Below are 15,795 nucleotides of genomic sequence, written 5' to 3' on the forward strand. Positions count from 1 at the left end.
ACCCCGGATAAGGCGAAGCGGCTTCCGTGCCAAACGACACTGCCAGTCGTCATGCTGTCGTACCTGCTTGCAGTCGAGAAACTCTAAGGCTTGCGATCGATGAACGATTGATCGCGCAATCGTGGCAAACACTGACCATCAGACCATTGCAGTTGAGTGCCGACCACGCGTGATCCAATCTGCGCCAGCGCATGACCGATGACACGCGGGAATCGGCTTGTAATATCCTGCTAAAAAGGTCATCCGCGAGCGGCTTTGGGCAACCCCAATCGACCTCGACGGAGCCCATGGGGGGAACAGCATGAAGGGCTTCCTTCTGGCGTTGGCTTGCGCGTGTGTGCTGTCGGCCGCCGCCGCGCAGGATTTATTGCCAGGCCCTGCGCCCGGAGCCCCGCTCGCCGCGACGGACTTCCTGGCCCTGGCCAGGCGAGTGGTCGACGCCGCTTCGCGTCCCGCTGCACCCTGGAACGGGCCACGCAAGGGGCCACCCGCGCAATCTGGAAAACACATCGCGGTCGTCGCCGAGGATTTGCGCAACGGCGGCATCCTCGGTGTGGTCGATGGTGTGCTGGAGGCGGCCAAGGTGATCGGCTGGCACGTGAGGATCTTCGATTCCGCGGGTGCGGCCGACCTGCGTCTGAAGATGCTCGCGAATGCGCTGGCAAGCCACCCCGACGGTCTGATCCTCGCCGGGGGCGACGCACGCGCGCTGCTCCCCGCACTGCGGCCGTTTGCCGAGAACAACATCCCGATCGTCGGCTGGCATGTCGCGGCCCGGGCCGGACCGGTGCCCGGCACGCCCGTGGCGATGAACGTGTCGACGGATCCGCTCGAGGTCGCGCGTGTGACCGCGCTGGCGGCCATCGTGCAGTCCGGCGGGCATGCGGGCGTCGTCATCTTCACCGATTCCAATTTCCGAATTGCGCAAGGCAAGGCGGATGAAATGGCTGCCGTCGTTCGCGCGTGCAGTGGCTGTACCCTGCTTGAAGTGCGCGACGTGGCGATTTCGCGCAGCCGGGAACTGGTGCCGGGGACGACCCGCGCCCTGCTCGCGCGTTACGGCCCGCGCTGGAACTGTGCGCTGGCGATCAACGACATCTACTTCGACTACGCCGCCCCGGTGTTGACTCAGGCGGGAATGCCGAACGCTGCAATGATCATGCTGTCGGCTGGCGACGGCAGCGAGTCCGCCTTCCTGCGCATCCGCACCGGCACGTTCCAGACCGGCACCGTGGCCGAACCCCTGAATCTGCACGGCTGGCAACTGGTCGACGAAATGAACCGACTTTTCGCGGGCGTCGGCGTCACGGGTTACGTGACGCCGGTGCATCTCGTGACGGCGGACAACGTCGCCGCGGACGGCGGCGATCGTCTACTCTACGACCCTGACAACGGCTATCGCGACATTTATCGTCAGATCTGGCAACGACCGTGAAACTGCCTTTCCCACAATCGCTCACCGCTCAATTTGCGCTCGTTGTTTCGTGCCTGGCCGCGCTGGTGGTCGTCGTCGGAGCCACGACGATTTACTCGTTGACCGGTTCGGCCCAATCGATCCGTCAGCTGGCCGAAGAGCGGCTCACGCGCCTCGCGGACGCGCAGGATCTGGTACAGCACACGCTGACCATTGAACGCCTCGCATTGCAGTTGTCTCGCGACGATACGATCGATGCCGTGCGCGAGACCCATCGGCATGTGCTCGAACAGCTGGCATCGTTCGACCGCCTGGTTGACCGCCTGGCCTCCGCGAGCGCAAGCGACGACCCAGGGGTCGACGCGCTGACGCTTTACCGGTCGAGCCAACGCTTTCGCAACATCGCCAACATCGAGGCGCAGGTGCGCGAGACCGCGCTCGGCCCCCGGGGTGCGCCGGCGGATGGGCAGCGGCCGGGCGTGTCGCTGACCAGCCTGGACAAGGACCTGCGCGGCGCGGCCGAGGCTCTGGCCGTCGCGGCGCAACGGCAGTCCGATTTTTTGACGCGCGACTACCGCGAAGCAGTCCAGGATCTGGCCGTTCGCGCAGATCGCACACGCAAATGGGTAGCGGGTGGAGTCGCGGTGAGCCTGCTGCTCACCTGGCTAATCGCCCGCGAATTCCTCGGGCGCCATGTCGTGGCGCGCCTGCGCCGCGTCAGTCACTTTCTGCGGCACGGCGATGCCGGACGCACGCAAGCCGGAGTCCCCGTGCACGGCGGCGACGAGATTGCCGATATGGCGCGCGCAGTCGAGCAGTTCCTTGAAGACCGGCGCCGGCGCCGCCAGGCCGAGGATGCGTTGAAGGAGCTCAACGCCGGACTCGAGGCGCGCGTCGCACAGCGCACGGCCGAACTCAGTACGGCGCTTGCGGGTCAGGCGGCCGAGATCGCCGAACGTCAGCACGCCGAAGATGCCGTCCGGGAAAGCGAGAACTTTCTTAACAGCATCGTCGAAAACATCCCGGACGCGATCTTCGTCAAGGAGGCCGCGACCTTGCGCTTCGTGCGCTGCAACAAGGCGGCGGAGCAACTTCTCGGCTACCGGCGCGAGGAGCTCCTCGGCCGGTCCGTCCACGATCTGTTTCCCGCGGAGGAGGCTGAATTCTTCGCGCTCAAGGATCGGGCCGTGCTGGAGTCGCATCACATGATCGACATACAGGAAGAGCCGGTTCATACGCGACATGGCGTGCGTCTGGTGCACACGATGAAGATCCCGATCGCCGATGTGCGCGGCGTGCCGCAGTTCCTGCTCGGCATCTCACGCGACATCACGGAGCACAAGCATGCCGAAGCGGAATTGCGGCGCTATCGCGAGCACCTCGAAGACATGATCCGCGAACGGACAGCGGAACTCGCCGTGGCCAAGGAACATGCAGATACGGCCAACCAGGCAAAAAGCAATTTTCTCGCGCACATGAGCCACGAACTGCGTACGCCGCTGAACGCGATTCTTGGTTACGCTCAGATCCTCACACGCGACACGACTCTCGATCAACAACAGATCGACGGACTCGCGGTCATCCAGCGCAGCGGCGAACACCTGCTGACGCTCATCGACGACATCCTGGATATAGCCAAGATCGAAGCTGGAAGAATGGAACTCAATCTTTCCGACGTTCCGCTCGAACAGTTCGTCTGCTTTGTCGCCGAGACGATGCGGGTCAAGGCAACGGAAAAGGGACTGGCCTTCGATTGCGACATGCCGCCCGATCTACCCGCGGCTGTCCGGGTGGACGAAATACGGCTGCGTCAGGCGCTGCTCAACCTGCTTTCCAATGCGATCAGATTTACCGAGCAGGGGAGCGTGCATCTGAGCGTCGCTTTTACGCCGCCCGCGCGACTATGTTTCAAAGTGCAGGACACCGGCATTGGGATAGATGAAGGGCGCCTGGAGGAAATCTTCAGGCCTTTCGAGCAAGTGAGCGACGACCGGCATCGCTTTGGCGGCACGGGGCTCGGGCTCGCCATCAGCCGGCAACTCGTACGCCTGATGGGCGGCGAGATCCATATCGAGAGTCGCCGCGATATTGGCAGCGTCTTCTCGATCGAACTGGATGTCCAGGTGGTGGCGCCCCCGGCGGCTGTCGCCGCGTCCGGACGGATCGTGAGCGGCTACAAGGGGCCGCGCAAGGCTATCCTGGTCGCGGATGACGTGGCGGAGAACCGTGCCGTGATGGTCGATATGCTGAGGCCGCTCGGATTCGACATGGCGGAGGCTGGCAATGGATCCGAAGCTCTGGAGAAAACCCGCACCCTGCATCCTGCGCTGGTCCTGATGGATGTGGTCATGCCCGGGATGGACGGGCTCGAAGCCACGCGTTGCCTGCGCCAGATGCCCGAGTTCCGGGATCTGCCCATCGTCGCAGTCTCCGCAAGTGCCTCGGGGACCGATGCGGCGCACAGTCTCGCGGCCGGCGCAAACGCTTTTCTTGCCAAACCGATCGAATTCGGCCGGCTATTGTCCCATGTCGCGTCGCTCATGAATGTCGAGTGGATCGACGAAGCGAGCAAGGCGCAAGTCACTGGCGCGGACCACACGGCTGTACCCGCTGCCGCTCCTTTTACCGCGCCCTTGATGGCACCGCCGCAGGGGGAGATCGAAACGCTGCACTACCTGGCGCGACTCGGCGACATGCGTGCCATCGTGCAACACGCCCGACACTTGAGCGAGCTCGACGAGCGCTATCGACCCTTCGCGGACCACCTTTGCCGGTTGGCGAAGGCTTACCGGTCCAAGGCGATCCTCAGCTTCGTCGAGCAATATCTGGAAAGGAGGCTACCGCGGTGATTCGCGCCTCAGAACCTGCACCGCATCATCCTTCGTTTTCTACTCGACGATCATTCCGTGCCGGATCGCGTACCGGATCACCTCAGCGTTGTTGGAAAGCCCGAGTTTCTGCATCAACCGCATCTTGTGTGTGCTGATCGTTTTCGCGCTGAGGGCACATGCCTGGGCAATTTCATTGATGCTCCTGCCTGCCGCGAGCATCTGCAGGACCTGGAATTCGCGGTCCGACAGTACTTCATGCGGCGGGACGTCGCCGCGCTGTGTATCGAACACCATCGCATCGACGAGCTTCGGATCGATGAAACGGCCGCCGTCCGCGAGCTTGCGGATTGCCGCGAGCAGCACCTCCGGGTCACTGTCCTTGGTCAGATATCCCGTTGCTCCCGCGCGCAGCGCGCGCGACGCGACCTGAGCCTCGTCGTGAATGCTCAGCACCAGCACCGGCAACGAAGGATGTTCCGCCCGTACCCTGCGGATCAGAGCGACGCCGCTGATGCCGGGCATCGTCATGTCGAGCAATAGAAGATCGAGCGCGCACGAGCGCAGCTTGTCGATCACTTCCGCTCCTTGCGCCGCTTCCGCCGCAACGACGATATCGCTCGTGGTCGCGATGATCTGTCTGAGTCCGCCACGGACTATCGCATGATCGTCCGCAATGAGTATCCTGATCATGTTCGAGCTCCGCCATCGAGCGGAATATGAATCGAAACCATGGTGCCCGCGCCCGGCGAGCTGTCGATCGAAAGCGATCCGCCGATCAGCCGCGCGCGCTCGTTCATGCCGAGCAGGCCATATGAATAGTTGCGACTCACCACTTGCTGATCGAAGCCGCATCCGTCGTCACGCACCTGCAGCAAGAGCTGTGAAGCCGTCGAAACAAGCGTCACCTCGACACGTGTGGCGGCGGCATGACGCGCGACGTTTGTCAGCGAAGCCTGGGCAATGCGGAACAGGGCCGTCGCATGGGCGTCGGACAGCGCGGGTTCGCCGCCTTCGATGCGCAATTCACACGCAATCGCATTGCGGCGGTTGAACTCGTCGACAAGCCATTCGAGCGCAGACACGATGCCGAAGTTAAGCGCCGCGGGCCGCAGGTGGCTCGCGACATTGCGCACCATCGAGATCGTGCCTTCGACCAGTTGGCGCATATCGTCGGCTTTTTTTGTCGCTTCCGCGTCGTGCGCGATGCGCATTTTGAGCAGAGACACGTCCATCTTGAGCGCGGTCAGCAATTGCCCCAGCTCGTCGTGAATTTCCATCGCAATGCGCTTTCTCTCCTCCTCGCGAATCGCCTCCATGTACGCGGACAGTTCGCGCTGCTGCTCGCGCGATTCGACGAGTTCCTGTTCCATCTGCTTGCGCCCCGTAATGTCATTCAGGCCCACATAGATCGCGGGAGAATCGTCGTAAGTCGCGGCGCGCGCCGTCGCCATCGCCCAGAACCGGGTACCGTCCTGGCGCCGGAACTGTATCTCCGTGTTGCGCAAGCCACCCTTGGTCCGCAGATGTTCGATCAGACGCTCGCGCTCGCCCCGCTCGGCGTAGAAATCCGCGATATTGGCGGACAAGCCTTCGTCCATGCCGAAGAGTTCGCGCAGCGGCGGGTTCGTGTACAGGATGTGCCCATCCGGCATCGAGGTGATGCATAGCGGCACGGGACTCGTTTCGACAATCGCGCGAAAGCGAGCCTCGCTTGCCTGCAGGCGCGCGTCCGCGCGCCGCCGCTCGTCGATCTGCGCCCGCAAGTTGGCGTTGGCGCGCGCCAGCTCTTCGGTGCGCAATGCGACACGTCGCTCCAGATCGTCGCGCGCTTGCGATAGCGCGGCCTCCGTTTCCTTGCGCACGGCGACTTCCGCCAGCAGTTGCCGGTTCTGCGCGAGAACCTGCTTGTGCATCACCCGCAGCTCGACGTGCACGCCAACGCGCGCGACCATCTCATCGACGCGCAATGGCTTGGTCACATAATCGACACCGCCCACCAGAAAGCCTTCGACGCGGTCCTCGTTGTCCATCAGCGAGGTCATGAATATGACGGCGATATCGCGCGTGCGCTCATCGCGCTTGAGGCGCCGACAGGTCTCGAAGCCGTCGATGCCCGGCATCTTCACGTCGAGCAGGATCACATCGGGCTGCGAGAAGGCTGCGCGCTCCAACGCTTCGATACCGTCGAGCGCCACCAGCACGCGAATGCCGCGCGCCTCGAGACTGTCGACAACCACGCCGAGATTCCCCGGCGTATCGTCGACGATCAGAATCGTGCCCGTATACGCGACCGGAGCGGCGAGATGGCTCATGATGCGGTGTTCCCTTCGAGATACCGCTCAGCGGGTTGCAGGATTCCGCTCCACCATGCGTCGAAAATGTCGAGCGCCATATATCCCCGCGAGTGCCGCCGTTGTACTTGTCCTATTCTGCACTCGATGCCGGCGCCTGGTCCATCACGCCCGCTCCGGGTTTCAAACGTCCGATGAAACGGCGCGCCCCGTGGCCTCACAGCCGCCGCATGCGTGCCTGTAAGCAGTTGCGCGCCTGGCCGGCGTTGCCGTTCGCTAGTGCGGCACCTCGGCCGCCACCGCGATCAGTCGGACCGTGCGCGGCAAGGTCAGTTCGTCGATGAGGTCGGCCACCTCGCACAGCGCGCGAAAATCATACTCGTCGATCTGGTCCGCGTGATTGCGCCGCAACTCGCGCATGGTTTCGCCCAGGCGCCTGAGCGCGTTGGTCGTGCTGTCTATCAGCGGCCAGCAGTGCATCAAATACGCAAGCGATGTCACGCTGCGCGTCTCGCACCAGGTGTCGAACAGTCGCAGACATATCACGTCGATTTGCTCGATGACGTTTTCCCGTTCCGATAGATAGCCGATCATGTTGCATCAATTCGACATTGCATTTCGATGGCTCATCATCTACGAGCAGAAAGTGTGTCGCATTCAGCGCAGGCTGGAAAATCAGGGTGTGACTTCCTGATTCGCGTGTCAGGAAATCCTTAGTGTCATTCATGGCGAAAGCCCCCGCAGATGGGCAAGGACCCTTAAATGCCGTTCTACATGCTGCTCCGGTTCAGGAAGTCCTGACGGCTGAAACCAGTGATTCCTGAAACGACATTCCGGCCGGCGCCGATTGGACGCACGCACCGATCGCCATAGCATCGAATCATCGTGCATCGCGGGGAAAATCATGGCGGGCAACAGATCGCTGCGTTCTCAGGTCGAAAAACTCGTTGGCCCGACGGGGGGCCGAGGGGCGCGCGTGCGTCTGCTGAACCGCTCGCGCTCGGGTGAAACATGCCGGGTTTGCATTCAAATCGATCTGCCGACCGGGGCGTTTTCACTCTTCTTCTTTCGCCATGCCGACGGCGCATGGCACGTGTTTCCGCCGGGCCAGCGCCGTCCGGAAATGGGGATAGGCCGCATGGCGGCCTGAACGTTCAGCCAGCCGGGGAAACGCACATGCACGACGATGCTTCGAACACACTGCCGCAGGACGTGATAGAGCTGCGCGCTTGGCTCAACGACTGGTACGACCATGCATTCGCCGTAGGCTACGTCCATCCGCCCTTCACGCTCGATGAAGCGACAGCCGACCGGCTCGAAGGCTACTTCAAGGCGGGCCTGACGCCGGCCGAAGGCGCAATTTTGTTCTTTGGCGTCGTGCATTGAGAGGCGAGCGATGAAGGCGAAAGACGGTGAAGTCAATCAATGAAACATCACATTGTCGGGCGTTATCGCGGATTCGTCATCGAAGCGCACATGGAGCCGCGGACGGCCCGTTTGTCCGTTGGAATCGCGCTGACATATCGCGTCACGTGGTCGTTGCGTAGAAGAACACGAAAACAGCACGTCACCGGTGACTTAGCCGATGTCGTTACCTACGAGTCGGAAAGTGTTGCTCTCACGTGCGTCGATCGCAAGGCTCGCGCTCTTATCGATGCCATGCTGGCGAATCAGGAAGCGTTAAAAACCGTGGGGCTGTAACCCTGATGCCTGGAAGGCCCGCGCCTCGCGCAGCGTCACGCGGACTCGAACGGTCATGCAAGAAAAACGGCTCGACTAGCCGCGGACATCCCTGCCGAGATACGCAGCGACCGCGCCTGTCACGGCGAAGCCAGGCAATTGCTCCGGCGACGCCAGATGCGCGGCGACGATCTCGCGATTATCGAGCCGCAGTTCGGGTCCCGGATACTGCCGCCCGGAAACCCCCATTCGGCGCGGTACGACGACTTCAGCAGCAACAGCGACTGACCGACGTAGATTGGGCGGATTCAACCGGTCGATGCAACGCAATGAACGCCGGATGAGCGGACCTACGAGTAGGCGATGGACCTGTGAGAGCTAGTCAGGAAGATTGGAAAGCAATTGGTCGCGCTGGCCAAACGTATCGTTGCAGCTCGCTCCGACCGGTCGGCGAGTTACGATCCACATACGTTTTCGCCCCGGCGCCCGCGTACGAGAGAAAGGGCAGCTTCATCATCGGTTGTGAGCAGGTTTGCTCCCACGAGCCTTTCCCTACACACGGCTTTAGCCAGGCTCTGACCTCGCTTCTGCATGAGCCATCGGATAGGCCACACCCGCGCGGTCTGATCCGCGGACGCAGTTACCACCCGCTGGCCGTCCGGGCTGAAGGTGGCGGAGAAAACCGGTCCCTGATGTCCGGTGAGCTTCGCGATCACCTCGCCGGTCGCCGCGTCCCACACCCGCGCGGTCCCGTCCGCGGACGCGGTCACCACGCGCTGGCCGTCCGGGCTGAAGGCGGCGGAGAAAACCGGTCCCTGATGTCCGGTGAGCTTCGCGATCACCTCGCCGGTCGCCGCGTCCCACACCCGCGCGGTCCCGTCCGCGGACGCGGTCACCACGCGCTGGCCGTCCGGGCTGAAGGCGGCAGAGAAAACCGGTCCCTCATGCCCACCGAGCTGGGCGATCTGTTTGCCGGTGGCCGCGTCCCACACCCGCGCGGTCCTATCCGCGGACGCGGTCACCGCGCGCCGACCGTCCGGGCTGAAGGCGGCGGAATAAACCAGATCCTGGTGCCCGCTGAGCTGCGCGATCTGTTTGCCCGTGCTCGCGTCCCACACCCGCGCGGTCCCGTCCCGGGACGCGGTCACCACCCGCTGGCCGTCCGGGCTGTAGGCGACGGAATCAACCGGGCCCTGATGACCGCTGAGGAGCAAGATCTGTTTGCCGGTGGCCGCGTCCCACACCCGCGCGGTCCCATCCCACGACACGGTCACCAACCGCTGGCGGTCCGGGCTGAAGGCGGCGGAATCAACCGGGCCCTGATGACCGCTGAGGAGCAAGATCTGTTTGCCGGTGGCCGCGTCCCACACCCGCGCGGTCCCATCCGCGGACGCGGTCACCGCGCGCCGACCGTCCGGGCTGAAGGCGGCGGAATAAACCAGATCCTGGTGCCCGCTGAGCTGCGCGATCTGTTTGCCGGTGGCCGCGTCCCACACCCGCGCGGTCCGATCACGGGACGCGGTCACCACCCGCTGGCCGTCCGGGCTGAAGGCGGCGGAAATAACTGACCCTTGATGCCCTCTGAGCAGCAAGATGCCCATCGCCGCGTCCCATGCGCGCGCGGTCCTATCACGGGACGCAGTCACCACCCGCTGACCGTCCGGGCTGAAGGCGGCGGAATTCACCGGCCCCTCGTGTCCGGTGAGCTGCACGATCACCTGGCCGGTCGCCACATCCCACACCCGCGCGGTCTTGTCATCGGACACGGTCACCACGCGCTGGCCGTCCGGGCTGAAGGCGGCGGCGCTCACCGGTCCGCGATGCCCAGTGAGCTGCACGATCGCCTGGCCGGTCGCCGCGTTCCACACCCGCGCGGTGTTGTCATCGGACGCTGTCGCCACGCGCTGGCCGTCCGGGCTGAAGGCGGCGGAGAAAACCGGTCCACGATGCCCTCTGAGCTGCGCGATGACCTGGCCGGTCGACGCATCCCACACCCGTGCGGTCTTGTCATCGGACGCGGTCACCACGCGCCGGCCGTCCGGGCTGAAGACCGCGGAGCTTACCGGTTCCCGATGCCCGGTGAGCTGTGCGATCACGTGCCCGGTCGCCGCATTCCACACCCGCGCTGTCCTGTCCGCGGACGCGGTCACCACGCGCCGGCCGTCCGGGCTGAAGGCGGCGGAGAAAACCGGTTTCAGATGCCCGCTGAGCTGCGCAATCTGTTTGCCCGTAGCCGCGTCCCACACCCGCGCGGTCCTGTCCGCGGACGCAGTCACCACGCGCCGGCCGTGCGGGCTGAAGGCGGCGGAATAAACCAGATCCTGATGCCCGCTGAGCTGCGCAATCTGTTTGCCCGTAGCCGCGTCCCATACCCGCGCGGTCCTGTCCGCGGACGCAGTCACCACCCGCTGGCCGTCCGGGCTGAAGGCGGCAGAATAGACCAGATTCTGATGGCCAATGAGCTGCGCAATCTGTTTACCGGTGGCCAGGTCCCACACCCGCGCTGTCCCATCCCAGGACGCGGTCACCACCCGCTTACCGTCCGGGCTGAAGACGGCGGAATCAACCGCATTCTGATCGCCGCCGAGCAACGCAATCTGCACTGATGCTTGCGCGCCACGCATAAGCTCAAGCTCTGCTTTTGCCGATCCCGGCGAGAGCCAACCGTTGCCCATCGCCAGCATCGCGAAGCGCATTGCGCGGTCATAATTTCCCGCGTCGTTCGCCGTTGTCGCGGCCGACGCCAACGCCAGGGAAGTCTGGCGTGCGACCGTCCGAGTCTGGTGAATGATCCACCCGGCAGTCACAACTAGAATGAATACGATTGCGCCAATCAGTACCTGGATGCGTCGCTGCGCGCCCTGTCCGTGCCCGCTCTTCGTTGACATGGGCTTGATCCTCAACGATTTGTTGCAACTGCGACTCGCGCTCCGCGCGTGCCACCTCGTTGCGCCCGCAGCAAGTCCATCGATAGGAAAGGTCGTCCGCGCCCAGCCGAAAGCAATTCGCACATGTCCAATTCGCAAAGAAATCGCTGGCCCGCACCGTCGCCCAGACGTCTGGGGGCTCCCGGTCGCATCGTCTCACGCCACACCACGCACTCGATTCCAGGAAACAGCACATCAGTGCGCACCAGTGTCCGCTGACAGGGGGGCGGATTCAACCGGTCGATGCAATAGTTCGATGAAATCGTTCAGCCGGTGTTTCGTAATCCAGCGTCTTCCTTGGGTGCTCGTTCCGCCTTGCAGGAGACGTCACTGATGAAATTGCTAAATGATCGCGTTAAACCATATGTTCGGTATCGCGCATGTTTCAGGTCCGGGTAAAGCACACTTCCGAGACAGCGAACGTCTATGATCACCGCAACCCAAAGAGGAGAAGCCTCGCGAAGCGAAACGCGTCGTAGTTGAGCAAGGCCAACGAATAATCGCCACATAGGCTCGGGTTGTTCGGAAAAGCGTGCACGACTCGCACCCCCAATCCCGTGCGGAGACAACTGATAGTTGTGGGCATGAACCCGGCAGCGCGGAAAGACTTCGTGCGCTTCCGGGTCATTCCGCTACGCAACGAAACGACACTCCGACGCTGGCGTACGTGTATCCATGTTCCTTCCGCGGTTCATATGGTCATCGATTTCAGCCGCGCAACCGAGCATGCGAGGGTAAAGAAAGATGGTAAAGGCGGCCGTCTCCAAAGCGTTGCGCGAATACGTTCCGTCACGATACGGCTGCCAGAGCATCTTGAGCAGTAACGCGGCAATCACCGCATCGACGTTGACGCAGTAAACGTTTCGCGAAACCCCCGCGTCGAACAGGCTTTGGACCAACGTCCTGTAAAAGTCGTGGAAGATGTTGTATTCGTCGCGCTCGGCGAACAATTGCCGCACGAACATTTCACGCGGGTCGTGATTGACGGGTTTATCCTTAAACACCGGATGATTCACGCCAGGGATTTTCTGGATGTCCAGGCTGCCGCTCGTTTTCTTGCTCAATTTGTATTTGGCGTAACTTTCGACGTACGTCATCGCTAGTGCTTTCAAATCCAGCCCGTGCGCAGGATTGCCCGGGTCAGTCAGTCCGCTATGCGCGAACTGGTCTAGCAGAAACGCAATTCCCTCAAATCCATTGCCGCCATGCGTGTAACCACTGTGCGTAAGGAAGCCGATTAACGCCTTGTTGAGTTGGACGCGCTCGGGGTCTTCGGGACCATCGGCAGAGACCGCACCTTTTGCACCCTGCGCGGAAATCGTTCCGGGTCCATTTGACAGCAGCAGACCGACCAGCAATTGGAAGGAAAACAAGTCGCTCGTGCCTGGCGACAATCCAAACAACGCGCTGAAGGCGGTTTCACCAAGCGAACGCTCCTCCAGGACTGTCTTCGTTTCGACACCGCAGAAGCTGTCCGGACCGTGCTGGTCCGAGGGCACTGAAGCGCCTATCAGGGAGCCGAAAAGTTGTATCCACCACGGAAGGCTCTCAGCCGAAAGGCGTGAAATGCGTTTGCGCATGAGCGGTCCCCATGCGAGCGTCGCGCAAATGGCTGCCAATACGCCATCGGTAGTCGGCTCGCCGGGCAGGCTTTCAACATATTGCACGAATGTCGACTTCACGTCGCGAGCTTTGAGTCCCGCCAGGATTGCGCGGGCCCGCAAATCCGGTTCACTGCCGACGAACAGGTTGAGGTCGGTGACTTCGGCGCGCGAAAAGTCGAAACTCTCATCCATCGCGTTCTCGAGCTTCACCGGGGCAAAGGCGTCGATTAGAGCGCGGACCGCCTGGCGAGGCCCGGCTTGCCCTCGGGGCCCGATGATACTCGCCGCCGCTGCAAGGACAGTGTTTGGTGCATTACCGGCATCCCGTGCCGCCTGGGCAGCCCCAAGTGCGGGATGTCCATACAGGTTCAGGAACGCACTCACAGCGACATTGATTAGCGCGCGGTCGTTCATCCCGCCGGGTTCGTGGAGCAGCGCGAGGCTTACGTTTGTCTCAAGGGGGTACTGCGCCGCATCAAGCATCGAAACGCCGTAGAGACTGGTCACCTGCGACTTTGGGTCCATCTGCGACGCGCCAGAAGCATCCTTCATCGACTGTCGCGGTGGTACAGCTCCAACCTGTTTGTCGAGCGCGGCAATCTGGGCATCGTATGGGGCCGTGGCCTGCACGACAGGCAAATCGAGCGCCTGCGGCAGGCTCAATCCGCGGTGACTGCTAAACCACGGTTTTAATGCGAGGTTACCTTCCGGCTCGAAATCTGGCCTGCAGGCGTTTTCACGCATCACAGCCGTGAGTGCTGCGGGTATGTGCGCGATGTTCGTGACAAGCGCACCCTTTGCCGACACGGCCGGATTGTCCGGTGTGAACACACTTGACACCCCGAATTTATCGAGAAACCATTGTTCTTTCGATGCGGCGTCGTCCGCGCCTCCGGACATAGCACCCGCGTGTCCGACAGCACGGGTCAGCTTTGACTTCCAGCGACCCACGACGCACGCAACCACCGGCTTCGTAAAGTTGGCGTCGAGCTCATAGTAGCCGCCCGGTTCGACATAGAGAACGGCCGCCTTGCTTCGCGCGTCGTTTGCCAGCGCCGCAGCAAACTCCGGCGCCGCGAACTGTATGTAGACGTCTTTGCCACTTGAGATGGCTGTAGTCGTGCCCCATCCGGCCATCCGCAGGTAGGTTGCGATGGTAGTCGTGAAGTTGCCCGAGTTGGAAAACAAGGCAATCGAGCCACGCCGCAATGCCTCTTCAGGGTGGTCGCCGCCCAGCGCTCCCCCGATACGCACCTGGTTCCAGGCGTCAGCCACGCCGAGGCTGTTGCCGCCAAAAATGTCGACCCCGTTGGACTGACCCATCGCGCGGATTTCGCGCGAGTCACTGACGGCCAGCTTTTCGGTAACGATGAAAATCTTCTTCAGTTCCGGATTGACACGGATTAGCTCAGCCACGCCGTCCCGTGCAGCGGAAGGCGGCAGATAGATGACGCCGCAGTTGAACCGGTGACCATCGTTCAGGCCTTCAAGGACATTGTTGTAGACCGGCACGCTTCCAAGTGCCGTTTCCAGTACCTGTCCGCGCTTTCCCGGAGCCGTACCAAACACCACGTTGCCACCGGAATAGGCATGACCGACGGGCGTGACATCGCTCGACTCGCCGCCCAGAATGTTGAGCACGCAAACGCGGTCGTCCTTTGTGGCAACTTGGGATAACGAACTAATTCCTACGAAGTATTTAAAATCGCCAATGCCCTGCTTGTACATGATGATTCTCCTCAGTCGATGAGATGCTCAGGCAGCCTGTTTGACCGCAATTCCCAGCTTCGCGGCAATCTGCTCACGGCCGCCTGCTTTCATCCATTGGTCAACCTGCTTCGCGTACAGGACCACCTCGCTCATGTCCGAGTCAAAGCCGAAGAAGGTGTACGGCAATCCCAGCGAATCGAGCGTGTCGCGCAATGCTCCCATTCCGCGAACCAGATTCGGACCGCCACGGCCGACCACCACATAGAGCGGCGTCGGGCCGTGCTGACTGAAGTGCTCGCGTAACGCGTCGGCCATTGCGCGAAATGTTTCGAAAATATCCGTGTTGTTTGACTTTCCACCAATAATGAACAGAACATTGCTTTGCTGAATCCAGTGCTTGAAACAGATGCGGGCAACTTCCTTCATTTTTTCGTAGGGTGGATTGCCGCCGAAGTCTGACGAGATGATGGCGTCGTCTCCGAGCATTTGCGTGACAAGGGAGTTCGCGCCGCCACCGAACGTCGGAGCGAGAATGCTGCCCTTCGCGTTAATGACGTAGACGTCGCTCTGCCCCTGATACGTGCGAAGCTGGTTGATTTCCTGTTCGAAGTCTGAATAGTCGACTGCGAAGAGATGCGCGGGCAGGTCAAGGCGCTGCCAGCGCGGGTCATCACGGTCGAAGCCGCATTTGAAGTCACAGGCGACGGGTGTCAGCCGTCCCTTGCTATCCTCGCGCATCCGGATTGGATTGAGCTCGAGGGTCGTCATTCCGAACCCGTGGTAGAGCTCCCATAACTTGGGGAGGTGCTGTACAAGCGGCGAGATAATCTGTTTGGGTGCGCCCAGCGTCGAAAGCGCGTTCGCCACGACGAACGCCTTGAGCCCGGTGAGCGGGTCAAACGGAATCTGCACGACTTGCGACTTGTCCAGTTCCTCGATGTCGACGCCACCGTGATGTGTGAGCGTCATCGTCGGTGCGCGGAAGTGTGTCGAGTCGGTAATCGAGAAATAGACCTCGTACTCGGCCGGCACACCCGCCTCAAAGGTCACACCGTTGGCTTTCGACACAGTATTGGCAACGTGATGTTCGACGAAGTAAAGACGCTCCTTCTCCTTCAAGGCGGTCGTCAGGTCAGTCGCGCGGCCAATCAGACCGGCCTTGCCCTTCTTGCCAACACCGCCCTTGAAAACCGGCTTGATGAAAATCATGCCGTGCTTTTTCAGCATCGCTCGAATCTGTTCTTCGCTAGCGTCCGGACCCAGAATCTCGGGCGTCGGAAAGCCCACGAACTGCAGCAATCTGGCGCCGTGCAACATACCGGTGACTTGCATGATGAC

The 15,795-nt window shown here is 62.1% G+C and carries 11 protein-coding genes and 1 pseudogene; 5 read left to right on the forward strand and 7 right to left on the reverse strand.

The window, feature by feature from the left end:
• The first annotated feature begins 301 nt into the window (after positions 1-301).
• Together OKW39_RS28240 and OKW39_RS28245 are read left to right on the forward strand one after the other, a co-directional pair.
• Complete coding sequence (locus tag OKW39_RS28240) at positions 302-1,435, forward strand: substrate-binding domain-containing protein (RefSeq protein WP_429359996.1); 1,134 nt, start codon at positions 302-304, stop codon at positions 1,433-1,435.
• Entirely contained in the window at positions 1,432-4,263 is a 2,832-nt protein-coding gene (locus OKW39_RS28245) for an ATP-binding protein (RefSeq protein WP_429564133.1), read from the forward strand. The genes OKW39_RS28240 and OKW39_RS28245 overlap by 4 nt, the downstream gene beginning before the upstream one ends.
• Positions 4,264-4,302: 39 nt before the next feature.
• Here OKW39_RS28245 and OKW39_RS28250 read toward each other — a convergent pair whose 3' ends face one another.
• From OKW39_RS28250 to OKW39_RS28260, 3 genes are all read right to left on the reverse strand, one after another.
• Entirely contained in the window at positions 4,303-4,935 is a 633-nt protein-coding gene (locus OKW39_RS28250) for a response regulator (RefSeq protein ID WP_090811083.1), read from the reverse strand.
• Complete coding sequence (locus tag OKW39_RS28255) at positions 4,932-6,557, reverse strand: response regulator (RefSeq protein WP_090811081.1); 1,626 nt, start codon at positions 6,555-6,557, stop codon at positions 4,932-4,934. The genes OKW39_RS28250 and OKW39_RS28255 overlap by 4 nt, the downstream gene beginning before the upstream one ends.
• A gap of 255 nt (positions 6,558-6,812) precedes the next feature.
• Positions 6,813-7,130: a hypothetical protein gene (locus OKW39_RS28260; RefSeq protein ID WP_090811080.1), complete on the reverse strand. Its 318-nt coding sequence runs from the start codon at positions 7,128-7,130 to the stop codon at positions 6,813-6,815.
• Between the two features lie 310 nt (positions 7,131-7,440).
• Here OKW39_RS28260 and OKW39_RS28265 point away from each other — a divergent pair, with 310 nt between their 5' ends.
• From OKW39_RS28265 to OKW39_RS28275, 3 genes are read left to right on the forward strand one after another with little or no spacing between them, the layout of a single operon-like run.
• Positions 7,441-7,686 carry a hypothetical protein gene (locus tag OKW39_RS28265; RefSeq protein ID WP_090811078.1) on the forward strand — a complete coding sequence of 82 codons (246 nt, stop codon included), beginning with the start codon at positions 7,441-7,443 and terminating at the stop codon, positions 7,684-7,686.
• 26 nt (positions 7,687-7,712) lie between these two features.
• Positions 7,713-7,922 (forward strand): hypothetical protein, encoded by a 210-nt coding sequence (locus OKW39_RS28270; RefSeq protein ID WP_090811076.1) that lies wholly within the window; start codon positions 7,713-7,715, stop codon positions 7,920-7,922.
• A gap of 39 nt (positions 7,923-7,961) precedes the next feature.
• Positions 7,962-8,237 carry a hypothetical protein gene (locus OKW39_RS28275; protein ID WP_262420048.1) on the forward strand — a complete coding sequence of 92 codons (276 nt, stop codon included), beginning with the start codon at positions 7,962-7,964 and terminating at the stop codon, positions 8,235-8,237.
• A 75-nt stretch (positions 8,238-8,312) separates the two neighbouring features.
• On the opposite strand, the pseudogene OKW39_RS28280 reads toward OKW39_RS28275, so the two are convergent.
• From OKW39_RS28280 to OKW39_RS28295, 4 genes and pseudogenes are all read right to left on the reverse strand, one after another.
• A pseudogene (locus OKW39_RS28280) lies at positions 8,313-8,515 on the reverse strand (NUDIX hydrolase); the annotation flags it as partial.
• A 156-nt stretch (positions 8,516-8,671) separates the two neighbouring features.
• On the reverse strand, positions 8,672-11,104 hold the full coding sequence (locus tag OKW39_RS28285) for a WD40 repeat domain-containing protein (protein WP_429564134.1): 2,433 nt from the start codon (positions 11,102-11,104) through the stop codon (positions 8,672-8,674).
• A gap of 671 nt (positions 11,105-11,775) precedes the next feature.
• The gene (locus tag OKW39_RS28290) at positions 11,776-14,475 is read right to left on the reverse strand and encodes a CoA-binding protein (RefSeq protein WP_429564135.1); all 2,700 of its coding nucleotides are present in this window, start codon (positions 14,473-14,475) and stop codon (positions 11,776-11,778) included.
• Between the two features lie 27 nt (positions 14,476-14,502).
• Entirely contained in the window at positions 14,503-15,789 is a 1,287-nt protein-coding gene (locus OKW39_RS28295; protein ID WP_429360002.1) for an ATP citrate lyase citrate-binding domain-containing protein, read from the reverse strand.
• Positions 15,790-15,795: the final 6 nt, after the last annotated feature.

The organism is Paraburkholderia sp. MM6662-R1, assembly GCF_050436245.1.
GTDB classification, from domain to species: domain Bacteria; phylum Pseudomonadota; class Gammaproteobacteria; order Burkholderiales; family Burkholderiaceae; genus Paraburkholderia; species Paraburkholderia tuberum.